A 12,793-nucleotide genomic window follows, 5' to 3' on the forward strand; every position below is an offset into this window, starting at 1 on the left:
TAAGTGGATAAGTGGATAACTGGTACGACCTATATCTAAAATCAATAATTAGCGTCAATATATTCAGGGTTGTGGTGTGTCGTTAATGGAATAAGCCTCAAGTTATCAACGAGTTTTTGGTTGAAAAATACCTGTTTCCAAACGGTTATTTGTCGAATAATTTTGGTTTATTGAGAATGTTGAATTGATATTTGAGTCGGGATATTGAAAGAACAATCTCATCAACCTTAGTTAAATGTTAATTTAATCAATTGCTTATGTTTTGTTCTCCTGATTCTGTTTGCCTGATGTTCATCGCACCTGTTTAATTCAAGTTCGCCATCACAAATATGAAGTCGTTACTTTCTGTTTTATAAAATCATCATCTACGGTTCTTTTACTCATCAGAGGTCTAATCTGTTTAAGGAAAGAGCATTGAAAAAGATATTAATTTGGACGATAGCCTGCCTATCCAGTTTTGGCGTATATGCCGGAACGAGCGCATCAGCATTAGAAGCCAGGGGATACACTGAAACGAAATACCCCATTATGTTGGTACATGGTCTGTTTGGTTTCGATACATTAGCGGGCGTTGACTATTTCTATGGCGTACCTGAATCCCTAACCAAAGATGGCGCGAACGTATATGTCGCTCAGGTCTCTGCAACCAACAGTTCAGAGGTCCGTGGTGAACAGTTACTCAGCCAAGTTGAAACGCTGTTAGCTGCAACAGGAGCAAGTAAGGTGAATCTGGTTGGTCATAGCCACGGTGGGCCTACGGCTCGTTATGTTGCGTCAGTTCGACCTGATCTTGTTGCTTCAGTGACCAGTATTGGCGGTGTACATAAAGGTTCTAAGGTCGCTGATCTCGTTCGAGGGAACGTATCTGAAGGCTCTGTCACAGAAGGTATCGCGGTTAAATTAGCAGGTGGATTAACGACACTGATTAACCTTTTATCTGGTGGAACGGATCTCGACCAAGACGGCCTCGCTTCTCTTGAAGCATTGACCACAGAAGGCTCGCTAGCCTTCAACCAGTTTTACCCTGAGGGCGTTCCGACGTCTGAGTGTGGCGATGGTGAGTGGCAAGCAAGTAACGGCGTTTATTACTATTCATGGACAGGGTCTTCCACTTTTACCAACCTTCTTGATCCTACCGACGGAGCGATGACAATCCTAGGCTTAGCCTTCAACGAACCTAATGATGGCTTAGTAGGAGCATGCAGCGCGCATTTGGGCAAAGTGATTGGTGATGATTACAAAATGAACCACCTAGATGAGATTAATGGGTTATTGGGAATTCACCACTTGTTTGAGACAGATCCTGTAACTCTATATCGTCAGCATGCCAATCGATTGAAGTTGGCTGGCTTGTAGTCTGCAAAGCCGTTTAATAAGAAAACAAGGGAAGTATGATGAAAAAGACCGCCATTTTGTCGATAACCACGATAGCCCTGATGAGCACAGCGGCGGTCTTTTTATATCTAAATAATCAAGATACACATACTGACGACGAACAACGCGTCTCCTCATTGAAAGTCACCTCTCAGCAAGATACCGACATCGATAACGCATCAGCAAAAGACATGATGGAATATTTCGTGTCAGGTAATACAGAATTAACCCTTGAAGATATTCGAGACAACGTGGCGAAACACCACGAACAATCATCAACAACCGTGGTTGATGAAGCACTGTTTGCCAAATATCTTGAGTATAAGTCGGCACTGACATCGTTGGACGTGCAGTTCGGTACCACATCCATTTCCGCTGATGATCTACGTGCACTCAATCAAGCGCTCCTTGACCTCCAAGCTCAGTTTTTCAGTGAGAGCGAGATAAGTATTCTGTTTACGCACGACAACAGAATGAGAGAAATCGCCTTAGAAAAGTTACTTCTGAAACAGGAGGGATTAGAGGATGAAGAATACCAACAAAGACTCGAATCCTATCTATCTGAGCAACCTGATTATGTTCAGTCGAGTCACCAGAATCAGGTGTTACTCCAACAGCTCTCTAGCTCTGAAGGTCTCGATGAACAGGGTAAATACTTAAAGAGAAGCGAACTTGTCGGTGAAGAAGTAACCCAGAGACTTGAAGCACTTGATAAACAAAGAGCGGCCTTTGAAGACTCGTTAGAGGTCTACTTCGCAGAACGAAATGATGTCTTGAAAGATTCATTCCTATCAAAAACCGAACAACAAGAGAAGATTGCGCAACTTAGGACTGAACATTTCCTACCAGAACAGCTTAGAAGGGTAGAAGCGATTGAAAGAATTCGAGCGGCTGAATCTCGTCAGTAGTGTCTAAAAGCGAAAAACCAGCCATGATGGCTGGCTTTTTGTTTATCGGCGAGTTCTAAAGAGCATACAGCCTGAATCTGTTTGCCTTGAACTTCGTACCTTGAAGCCTATACCTTAAAGTAATCCAACTGCTGCTTCTGTTGTTCTGCTAGGTTAGAAAGCTCGTGGCTTGCTGCAGCGGCTTGAGTAATGCCGGTAACGTTTTGGCTTACTAGGCTGTAGATGTTTGAGATGTTACGGTTGATGTCTGAGGTTACTTGGCTTTGCTCTTCGGCGGCAGAGGCAACCTGAGTGTTAATCTCAGTCATGTCCGTTACCGAGTTAGCAATGCCTGAAAGCGCCGCGCTTACTTCACCTGCAAGAGTTTGGTTGTGTTCCAGCATAGATAATGAGCTGCTCATGCTTTCATTCGCGTTACCGGATTGAACCTGCAAACCTTCTATGATGGTTTGGATCTCTTTGGTTGAATCTTGTGTACGTGCCGCTAGCATTCGAACTTCATCAGCAACCACTGCGAAACCACGACCGCTTTCACCTGCACGAGCGGCTTCGATTGCTGCGTTAAGCGCCAGCAGGTTAGTTTGTTCAGAGATACTTTGAATTACCTCAATCACTTTACCAATCTGTTCAGAGTGCTCTTTTAGCGTGCCCACAACATTTGCGGCTTCGCTTAGCTGAATCGCCATCTGTTCGTTAGCTTTGTTGCTTTCATTAAACAAGCTCATGCTGTGTGTCGCCATTTCGTCAGCTTGCTTAGACGCTGAGTCGGCTTGTACTGCGTTCTCATTAACGTGTGCTGCTGTGCTTTCCAATTGGTTCACAGCAGAAGCAACTTGCTCCACCTCTTGCTTCTCTTGGTCTGAGTTAACGCTGGACTGTGTCATTACAGCCGCTAGCTCTGTCGACGCAGAAGCCACTTCGATACTGATTCGAGACAGCGAGCTTACCGTGTCACGCAGCTGTTCAACAGACTGGTTTACGTCTTGCGCTAGGCGTGAGATTTCGTTGTCGCCATACTCTTCTGCTTTAACTAACAAGTTACCTTTTGCTACTTCCCGCATCGTTTCTTGAATGTTGCTGATCGGCTTAACAATGATACCAGCCAGCGTCCAACTGATAATTAGAGCTACAGACAGGATCACCAACAGTGCAATGGTCGCAGTAGTCAGCGTGCTAGCGTGTTGCTGGCCGTTGATGTCGACCTCTTGAGTGGCAAGCAAGTTCAGCTTTTTAGACAGAGTATTGATCGCTTGCACCATTTCATTACCCGCATGTCGGTATTGGTCGATTGCGATCTGGTAGCGGTTTTCAAAATCTGAAGATAGTGATGCATCGCCGTGTTTCGCTCTTAATAGCGGAAGCATGGTGGTACGAGAAAAATCGACATAGTGATTCATCGCTTTGTTCATCGCGGCCACTTCATCTTGCATGCCTGGCACTGTGTCTAATGAATTCAGTAGGCGAGTATTCTGATCGCGTTTTTGGTTTAGTGTTTCAACCAATGTTTTTACGTCATCAGCATTGAATAGACTGTAAATCGCTTTGATGCGCATGCCATAGCTGTTGTCGACGATTTCGCTAAGTTCTTCTTTATGTAAGATTAACTGGTCGGTTGCTACTGACACATCTTTGAATGCACTTTCTAGTTTTTCACCACCGATAATGACACCGGCTAAAAGTAAGACAACGGAAAATAGTACGGGTATAAGAATTTGTATTTTGATTGATAAGCCACTGAGAAGTTGGCGCATGTAATGTCCTTCTTTGAATAAAATAAAAAGATGAGAATTATTATTAGAATTAGTTGGCGATTCTAACTAATGAGACTGACAATTCAATCAGTAAAGGCTTTGATTTCGTTATATGCGATAGGTATTTGATATAGATGGTTATTTATTGTTCTAAATGGCGATAAAGGTGGATCTTTTTATCCATCGTGTTAGGGCTAATTGATTGATAAATAGAGAAATATATTGGTTAGTATTCGATATAAATAGGGAAGGAAATCTAGCTTTTTGGTGCTCAAACGATGGTGAGACCTGCATTCACTAACTGCATCTGATGGGGGCGCGACTATCAATTCATCGAGTAGGAGAGAAATTAGCCATTAATTTGTAGTTGTCATATAGGCTTCAATTAAGTGAAACACAACTGTCACATTCGGATTCTAAAGTAGGCCTCGTTCAAGCAAAACATTACGGCAATAACGCCACTAAAGGAAATTTGTGATGAAAAAGACAGTTATCGGTGCAATCGCACTACTAGGCGCTCTAACAGTGAATACAGCTTCAGCTAAAGAAACTATCTCTGTAGTTGGCTCTAACAGTGCTTCTCCACTGGTTGAAGTTTTTGCAGAAACCTACATGAATAAAGGCGAACCAGTGTTCATCGAAATTCAAGCACCAGGTTCTTCTGCAGGCATCAAAGCAGCAAAAAATGGAAGTGCTGACCTTGGTATCTCTTCTCGTGACCTAAAAGAAGAAGAGAAAACAGCTGACCTGAAAGAGCTAGTTATCGCTCGTGACGGTATCGCAGTTGTTGTTAACCCGAACAACGAAGTATCTGCTCTTACTGCTGAGCAAATCACTTCAATCTACAAAGGCGACATCACTAACTGGAAAGATGTTGGCGGCGCTGATAAACCAATCGTAGCAATCACTCGTGATACTGCATCAGGTACACGTGGTGCATTCGAAGACATCATGAAGCTTAAGAAGAAGATTGGCGATAAGAAAGTATCGGCTATCTCTCAACGTGCACAAGTTGCAAACGGTAACGGCGCACTTAAAGTTTCTGTAGCAAGCAACCCATACGCTATCGGCTTTATCTCTCTAGGTACAGTTGACGAATCTGTTCAAGCTCTAACTATCGACGGCGCTGCTGCGACTGTAGACAACGTTAAGAACGGTTCTTACAAAGTTGCTCGTCCATTCCTAGTTCTTTACAAAGCAGGCGCTCCAACAGCTGAAACTCAACAATTCCTAGATTGGATGGTTGCAGATGAAGCTCAAGCTATCGCTGGTAAGAAAGGCTACATCACAGTTAACTAATCTTAACTGACTCAATCTTAATTATTGCTCAGCCTGCTTTAGGCTGAGCCTTTTCTTTCAACTTTGTTTATTTCGAGCTCTTATTGAGCCACAAAGTTTGAGATTTTATATATGACCATCGCAAATAGTGAAAAGCTTATGAATACTGAAGCGACTCAAATCAACAAGCCAAGTCTACGTGCTAAGAAGCGCATCGACTGGAGAGAAAGAATCTTCCACGGCTTGTTCTTATCGAGTGCTGTAATCGGCATCGTATCACTAGCCGTTATCGCTTACTTTATCGTTGCAGAGAGTATCCCTGCATTCCAAGAGGCCGGTGTTTCTGGCATCGTTCTGGGTGTTGACTGGTTACCTCCAGCTCTATTCGGTGTTGCAACCATGATTGTTGCATCGATTGTTTCGACACTTGGAGCTGTAGTTGTTGGTGTGCCAGTTGGTGTATTAACCGCTATTTTTATTGCTGAGATTGCTCCAAAGCGTCTTGCAGATATTATTCGACCAGCAGTTGAGCTTCTAGCGGGTATCCCGTCGGTAGTTTACGGCTTCTTCGGTCTAGTAATTATCGTTCCAATGATTCAAAACGTTTTCCAAGTACCAGCGGGTAACACTATCCTGGCGGGTATCATTGTTCTGGGTATCATGATTCTTCCTACCGTTATCACGGTTTCTGAAACTTCGATTCGTGCGGTACCTCGTACATACAAAGAAGGTTCACTTGCACTGGGTGCTTCGAAAATCTACACGATTTTTAAGCTACTCGTTCCTGCTGCACGTTCAGGCATTATGACTGGTGTGATTTTGGGTATCGGCCGCGCACTTGGCGAAACGATGGCAATCATCATGGTTATGGGTAACGCGCCAGCAATGCCAGAAGGCATTTTGGACTCTGCTCGTACGCTAACAGCAAACATTGCAATTGAAATGTCTTACGCAAGTGGCGTTCACGCTAACGCACTGTACGCAACAGGTGTTGTACTTCTAGTGTTCATCATGATGTTAAATGGTGCTCTACTTTATCTTAACCGTGAAAAAGCGAAGTAGGCGAGGATAAGTAATATGGATCGCGTAAAACTAAAACAAGCACGTCAAACCAAAGATAACATCCTAAAAGGTTTTATCTGGGCAGCTGCAGCTGTAACCGTTGGTTTCTTATTCTGGATTATTTGGTACATCCTATCGAACGGTCTGCAATACGTAGATTGGAACTTCATCACTGACGATTACACTCGTACTGGTGAAGAACGTGGTATTTTCCCAATGATCATTGCCACGATCTACATGGTAATCGCATCGATTGCGGTAGCCGCGCCACTGGGCATCATGACGGCGATATACTTAACTGAATATGCGAAAGTAGGTAGCCGATTGGTGAAAGTGATTCGATTCTGTACTGAGTCGTTAGCTGGTATCCCATCGATCATCTTTGGTCTGTTCGGTATGACCTTCTTTGTTTCGATTCTTGGTCTTGGCTTCTCGATTCTGTCGGGTGCACTAACGCTAAGTATCCTGATTCTTCCTGTAATCATTCGTACTACAGAAGAAGCATTGATGGCAGTGCCACAAACTTACCGCGAAGGCTCATACGGCCTTGGCGCTTCAAAAATCTACACTATCTGGCGTTTGATCTTACCAAGCGCAATGCCAGGTATCTTAACTTCGGTCATTCTTAGTATTGGTCGTGTAATTGGCGAATCAGCACCTGTATTTTTAACAGCAGGTATGGTGGCACGTGTTCCTGAGTCGGTATTCGATTCTGGCCGTACACTAACGGTTCACCTATATAAGCTGACAACAGAGCTATTTACTATCGATGAGTGGAACCAAGCCTACGGCACGGCGACAGTCCTAATCGTACTGGTTCTCTTGATCAACATGGTTACAAAACTGATTGCGAGACGCTTCAACACGGCAACTTACTAAGCTCATTAGCTGGCTCATAAATAAAGCGAGCCCCCGTGATAAAGAAAGCATCAAGTTAGACACGAATTTAAGAATTTAGAGATTACGAACATGAATAAATTTGATATTGAGAACCTAGATCTGTTTTACGGCGACAACCAAGCGCTTAAATCTATCAACCTGCCAATTCCAACTCGCCAGGTTACTGCTCTGATTGGCCCGTCTGGCTGTGGTAAATCAACACTATTGCGTTGTTTGAACCGCATGAATGACCTAATTGAAGGCGTTACGATTAAGGGTAAGCTGGATATGGATGGCACTGACATCTACGGTAATATCGATGTCGCTGACCTACGTATCCGCGTAGGCATGGTATTCCAAAAGCCAAACCCGTTCCCAATGAGCATCTACGAGAACGTGGCATACGGCCTACGTGCTCAAGGTATCAAAGACAAAAAACACATCGATGAAGTGGTTGAGCGCTCGCTACGCAGTGCTGCACTGTGGGATGAAGTAAAAGACCGTCTTAAAGCGCATGCATTTGGTCTGTCTGGTGGTCAACAACAGCGTCTATGTATCGCACGTACCATTGCAATGGAACCAGATGTAATCCTGATGGATGAACCAACATCGGCTCTAGACCCAATCGCGACACACAAGATTGAAGAATTGATGGAAGATCTGAAGAAAGACTTCACTATCGTTATCGTAACGCACTCAATGCAGCAAGCGCGTCGTATCTCAGACCGCACGGCTTTCTTCCTAATGGGAGAGCTTGTAGAGCATAACGAAACCAGCGTTATCTTCAGTGAACCAAAAGATGATCGTACTAAAGGTTACGTAAACGGTGACTTCGGTTAATCGACGATTTACGTGTGGTATTTAAGCGATTAGATACCTTTACACACTAACTGAAACGCAGGTTAGATAATCGAATAGAACAACAGAATTATCACTATAACTATAAGCGATGGAAGTTTTGCCCCACTATAGGTGGGGCTTTTTTATGTGTCTAAAAAATCCCCAATGTCGATGTGATTTTGGGCAGAGAATCCCATTTTTGTCGTCCTTCTCATGCTTGTGATAATGTTAAAGGTGAAACTGCGACCCGCTTAACATCTCATTTTTACTTACATTGATTGCATATCAAGCCTTCTGTATTTTTGCTTTATTCTTAATCGCCAATGGAAGGAAGCTGTGCCTGTTAAAGCCTTTGCAAAACAAATATCTGCGACACGCGACCATCGTCTGTTGGCTGAGTCTCTTTTTGACTATCTGGTTAAGGTACTTACTCCAAAAGGGATAGGAATATTTGCTGAACCGACGCCGGAGAGCGACGCATTACCGCTTTTTTCTTATGGCGATCTAACCTCATTGGCGAGCTACCCCTCTACATTTTGGCCGTGGGTCTCACAGTTTGATACCGCAGACGGGGTTTTGCCAATGGCTATCAACACCTGCAAGTGGGAACACATGAAAGTGCTTGGTGGGGAGTCGTTTATCATGATGCTCGACAACGCACCTGCCTCCAGAACTTATTTAATTGTTCAAAATTGCAATGCTGAGAAGGTTAATCAAACCTTTGACCAAGATCTTGATGTGTTACAGCTCGCGGCTGCCCGTTGGCAATGTATTCGTGCCGAAAAGAACGCGGCGCTAGAAATCAAACACAGAGACACACGTGAAGCTCAATACTTAGATGAGATAAAGTTACGTGAGCTGTTTGTAGAGAACATGAAGCTGGTTCATCAGGTCGCGCTTGAGCTTTCTAACCCTGAGTCACTCGATGCTTTGTATAAAGCATCGGTTGAGGCTGTGCGAGACAGGTTAGGGTTTGATCGTGCGATCTTCATGTTGCTTGATATGAAAAAGCGTTGTTTCAGCGGCACTTATGGCACTGACGAAGCGGGTAAAACCAACAGTGAACACCACACTCAATACGATTTGCACCAACTTGAAGCGGAATACATTGAAGCGCTGTCTGATAACCATACTAATCTAGTCATCATCGATAATGCGCCCCTGTATACAGAAGGTAAGGTGGTCGGGCAGGGGTGGAATGGCATGCTTATCTTACGTGAAGGCGACAAACCTGTCGGCTGGATCGCCATGGATAACTACATTCATCGCTCACCGATTACTAACTATCAAAAGCAGATGCTTGAGTCTTTTGGCTCTTTGCTTTCTCAAATCTATATTCGCAAGCGCCAAGAGCAGAACATACGTATGTTGCACTCGAGTATGGTTGAGCTGTCTCGATGCGATAGCGTCAGTGAAGTCTGTAAGTCCGCGGTTAGTTTTGCGATTCAACATCTAGGTATCGATCGACTGGCTGTTTTCCTAACAGACAAAAAGTGCAGTTACATGCAAGGTACTTGGGGCACTGACATCAAAGGCGATATTGTCGATGAGTCCTATTATCGCTCTGAGCTGGTGGAACGTGACATTGTAGCCGCAGCTCGTGCTTGCCCTAATCAAGTTGCCTTTGAAGAATCAGTTCCTATCTATCACGATTTCAATATTGTGGGAGTCGGTTGGACGGCAATGACCATGCTCACCACCAATACGGGTGAGCCGATTGCGTTTATCGCTGCTGATAACCTATTAACTCGCAGTCCTTTAACCTCACAGCTTCGTGAGGTAATACGTATCTTTGCTTCGAGCCTTGCTGAGGTGCTGCAAAGAACCATGGCTCAAGAAGAACTGAAAAAGCTCAATGAAACATTGGAGCAAGAAGTCAGTAAGCGTACCCAAGAGCTAGAGTTGGCGAATGAGCAATTGGATATCATTTCTAAGCTAGATCCTCTTACGCGCCTTGGAAACCGCCGTATGTTGTCGCAGGTTCTAGAAGACTTGAACGGTGACGATCAAGGTGCCTTTGCCTTACAGAACGAAATTACATTTGGTTTGATTCTTGTCGACCTCGACCACTTTGGTTTGTACAACAGTGTCTATGGTCATACTGAAGGGGATGCGGCTCTGAGGACGGTAGGTGAGATACTGAATGCCCATGTTCACAATGATAAAGAAACCTTCTGCCGGATTGGCGGAGAGGAGTTTATGTTGTTGATGATTGGCACGAATCACTCAGAGACAAAGCAACGTGCAGAGTCGATTAGAAAATGCATTGAAGAGGCAAAAATCCTCCATTGTGAAAGTAGTACCAGCCCATATTTAACGGCATCCGTTGGCTATGCCTCGATAACGTCTGACCAGCATCAGTTCGATTTTGATTTGTTGTATGGCAAGGCAGATAAAGCCTTGTATCAAGCCAAAGACTCGGGGCGAAATCGAATTGTTTCTGCCTTAAAACGTAAAAAAGTCACAGCCTCTCTTTCTTAAAATAAAGGCCGTTGATCTCAAGATGATCAACGGCCTTTGTGTTTTACTGTTCTTGATGAACAGCGTCGACTAAAGATTTTCTAGCGAACTATTATGCTTTTTACTCGCAACTCTCTTGGGCTTCTTCACCGTTTTGATTGCCAGCTCAGGGCTCCATGTTTGGGCTGGTGAACCGGCTTCACCATAAAGGCTTTGGTTTAGCTTGGTGAGTTCGGCTTCAACGGTTTGTAACGTCTCATCACTTAGATCTGTATTTTCGGATTTCCATTGCTCAAATAAGGTTCTGGTCATCACGCCATCTTTCGTTCTTAGAGCTTCAATAAGCGCTTCTGCGGTATCTGATTGACGTTCAACAGTGTGTGTTGGTTTTGTCGTTACACCGCGGCGTGACCAGAAGTAGAATGCCAATGCTGAGCTGATTAGCCACAAAGCTGCAAATAGGGCGGTGAGATAAGGCCAGATCCCTGGGCTATCCACAGTAACAACCGTCGGGCTTACTTGTTGGGCGGGCGTAGCAGTAACTGGTGGAGTGCTTGACGCTGCGCGATCACTTGCTTTTACCGCTAACTCTAGCCCCTGCGCTTTGCTGGTTTGTTCTGATTGCAAATCGGTGTTAAACCAAGCTTGAGACACATCAGGAAGCGAGATGTTTCCTGCCTCTTTCGGAATCAAGACTTGCTTGTAAACAACGACAGAATCACCTGACTGAGTTGTGCCAAATTGCGGCTTCTCTTCATAAACACGTACCGAAATAGGGTAGGTGATATTCAGTTTTGGCAGCTGGTGTTGCGTTAAGTTGCTAGCCGTCATCGTGATGGTACGAGTTAACGAATCACCCGCTTCCATTTCAATGGTTTGGTTGTCGCCTTCTAAACCATTACTATTTCCCAGTTGATTGCCTTGGCTATCTGACCATTGTTGAATCAGTTTGAAGTTTGATGTTGGTAACCACTCACCTTGGTAGCCTTTTGGTACGTCCTTCACAGTTACATCTAAGATTTCAACGGGCGTGTCGAGCTGGAACAGACGCGTTGTACTGGAGTTGTTGGTTGAGTAAACAACGGCTCCATTCAGCTTCGGTCCATTCAGCTTAAACTGTCCGGCCTTTTGTGAAGAGATACGGAAAGACTGTTGAACTACCGTCACCTCTTGTCCATTGAGAACATCTTGAAATTGCTTCGATTCACCAATAGGTTCCACATCTAAGCCCGGCGAGCTCGGTGGCGCTATTTTAGGATCTTGCAGCCTTCTTGGGTCAGCTTTGATGATGAGTTTTACATCAAGCTCAGCCACTTCTTCTGGGTACAGCGAGTTCTTGCTGAGATTAAGCTGGAACTCTGCCATATCATGTTGAGTTGGAGCGGCTTTGTTAATTGCAACATTGATGGTGATAGGCTTGGTTTTTGCCCCTTCAATATCAAAACTCGGGATTTGCAACTTACCCAAACGCAGTGGAGCAAGGCTAATGTTCCATTCACTTGATACCGAACGGCTGCCATTGACGATTCGCATCGAAGACCCAAAGTTTGGTGTGCCAACATAGAAATCCTGCTGGAGCGCTGTTAGATCTAGAGCATCAGAGGAGACCTTTTCATCGGTTGCAACTCTAAGAAGGAACACTTCATCTTTGGTGACACTGTTATGTGAAACGCTCGCCACGGCGTTTGCAGCCAATACTGAGAAGGACGAGAAAGCTCCCAACAACAATGTTAGGAGTACGGATAAAAATGGCTTGTTTAAAAATCGCATGGTTACCACTTTTTGTTCTGGTTGTTAGGAGCACTTTTTTGTCGTGCTTGTAAAATCATTTGCGCTTTAAGCAGTTGGCTCGGGTCACGGGCGCTTTCTACTTGCTCAAGTTTTCGCATGTCAGGGTCGCTCGACAGAGGTTGATCTGAGGTTTGTGCTACAGCTTGCTGACTACTTTGCTCACCATCTTCTTTTGAAGCTTGTTGTGCGCTAGCACTTTGAGGTGTAGCGCCTTCTTGGTCACTCTGTTTCGGCTGATCACTGTTACTTTGTTGCGTGGCTTGCTTGTCGTCTTGTTTAGACTTTTCAGAGTCAGAGTGATTTTCAGGTTGGCCTTGAGATGAGTTTTGGTCTTGGCTACCGCGTTGATCTTGGTTACTGCTTTGATCTTGCGACTTGCCATTGTCAGCGGAGCTTTGTTGTTGATCCTGAGAGCTTTGCGAAGAATCATTTTGCTGACCTTGCTGACCT

Annotated in this window: 9 protein-coding genes and 1 pseudogene; 7 read left to right on the top strand and 3 right to left on the bottom strand. The window is 44.5% G+C overall.

Annotation, left to right across the window (positions count from 1 at the left end; genetic code table 11):
• Positions 1-414 precede the first annotated feature (414 nt).
• Together AB4323_RS00685 and AB4323_RS00690 are read left to right on the top strand one after the other, a co-directional pair.
• On the top strand, positions 415-1,356 hold the full coding sequence (locus AB4323_RS00685; protein ID WP_050546492.1) for a triacylglycerol lipase: 942 nt from the start codon (positions 415-417) through the stop codon (positions 1,354-1,356).
• Between the two features lie 38 nt (positions 1,357-1,394).
• Positions 1,395-2,282: a lipase secretion chaperone gene (locus AB4323_RS00690; RefSeq protein ID WP_017064252.1), complete on the top strand. Its 888-nt coding sequence runs from the start codon at positions 1,395-1,397 to the stop codon at positions 2,280-2,282.
• A 107-nt stretch (positions 2,283-2,389) separates the two neighbouring features.
• Here AB4323_RS00690 and AB4323_RS00695 read toward each other — a convergent pair whose 3' ends face one another.
• A complete protein-coding gene (locus AB4323_RS00695; protein ID WP_017064253.1) occupies positions 2,390-4,033 on the bottom strand; it encodes a methyl-accepting chemotaxis protein in 1,644 nt (547 codons plus the stop codon).
• A 477-nt stretch (positions 4,034-4,510) separates the two neighbouring features.
• Here AB4323_RS00695 and AB4323_RS00700 point away from each other — a divergent pair, with 477 nt between their 5' ends.
• From AB4323_RS00700 to AB4323_RS00720, 5 genes are all read left to right on the top strand, one after another.
• Complete coding sequence (locus AB4323_RS00700) at positions 4,511-5,332, top strand: phosphate ABC transporter substrate-binding protein (RefSeq protein ID WP_017064254.1); 822 nt, start codon at positions 4,511-4,513, stop codon at positions 5,330-5,332.
• 111 nt (positions 5,333-5,443) lie between these two features.
• Positions 5,444-6,373 carry a phosphate ABC transporter permease subunit PstC gene (gene pstC, locus AB4323_RS00705; protein WP_017064255.1) on the top strand — a complete coding sequence of 310 codons (930 nt, stop codon included), beginning with the start codon at positions 5,444-5,446 and terminating at the stop codon, positions 6,371-6,373.
• A 15-nt stretch (positions 6,374-6,388) separates the two neighbouring features.
• Entirely contained in the window at positions 6,389-7,252 is an 864-nt protein-coding gene (gene pstA, locus AB4323_RS00710) for a phosphate ABC transporter permease PstA (RefSeq protein ID WP_017064256.1), read from the top strand.
• Positions 7,253-7,342: 90 nt separating this feature from the next.
• Complete coding sequence (gene pstB, locus AB4323_RS00715; protein WP_004737715.1) at positions 7,343-8,092, top strand: phosphate ABC transporter ATP-binding protein PstB; 750 nt, start codon at positions 7,343-7,345, stop codon at positions 8,090-8,092.
• A 336-nt stretch (positions 8,093-8,428) separates the two neighbouring features.
• Positions 8,429-10,573 carry a GGDEF domain-containing protein gene (locus AB4323_RS00720; protein WP_017064257.1) on the top strand — a complete coding sequence of 715 codons (2,145 nt, stop codon included), beginning with the start codon at positions 8,429-8,431 and terminating at the stop codon, positions 10,571-10,573.
• Between the two features lie 69 nt (positions 10,574-10,642).
• On the opposite strand, the gene AB4323_RS00725 is transcribed toward AB4323_RS00720, so the two are convergent.
• The gene (locus tag AB4323_RS00725; RefSeq protein ID WP_102332717.1) at positions 10,643-12,322 is read right to left on the bottom strand and encodes a BatD family protein; all 1,680 of its coding nucleotides are present in this window, start codon (positions 12,320-12,322) and stop codon (positions 10,643-10,645) included.
• Positions 12,323-12,324: 2 nt separating this feature from the next.
• Positions 12,325-12,793: pseudogene (locus tag AB4323_RS00730) on the bottom strand (hypothetical protein); the annotation flags it as partial.

Origin of the sequence: Vibrio sp. 10N.261.52.C11, from assembly GCF_041471405.1 — a bacterium.
Taxonomy (GTDB): Bacteria; Pseudomonadota; Gammaproteobacteria; order Enterobacterales; family Vibrionaceae; genus Vibrio; species Vibrio crassostreae_C.

Coding starts and splice junctions, on each gene's coding strand:
- AB4323_RS00725 (WP_102332717.1), bottom strand. CDS start 12,322: ATGCGATTTTTAAACAAGCCATTTTTATCCGTACTCCTAACATTGTTG.
- pstC (WP_017064255.1), top strand. CDS start 5,444: ATGACCATCGCAAATAGTGAAAAGCTTATGAATACTGAAGCGACTCAA.
- pstB (WP_004737715.1), top strand. CDS start 7,343: ATGAATAAATTTGATATTGAGAACCTAGATCTGTTTTACGGCGACAAC.
- AB4323_RS00700 (WP_017064254.1), top strand. CDS start 4,511: ATGAAAAAGACAGTTATCGGTGCAATCGCACTACTAGGCGCTCTAACA.
- AB4323_RS00695 (WP_017064253.1), bottom strand. CDS start 4,033: ATGCGCCAACTTCTCAGTGGCTTATCAATCAAAATACAAATTCTTATA.
- AB4323_RS00690 (WP_017064252.1), top strand. CDS start 1,395: ATGAAAAAGACCGCCATTTTGTCGATAACCACGATAGCCCTGATGAGC.
- pstA (WP_017064256.1), top strand. CDS start 6,389: ATGGATCGCGTAAAACTAAAACAAGCACGTCAAACCAAAGATAACATC.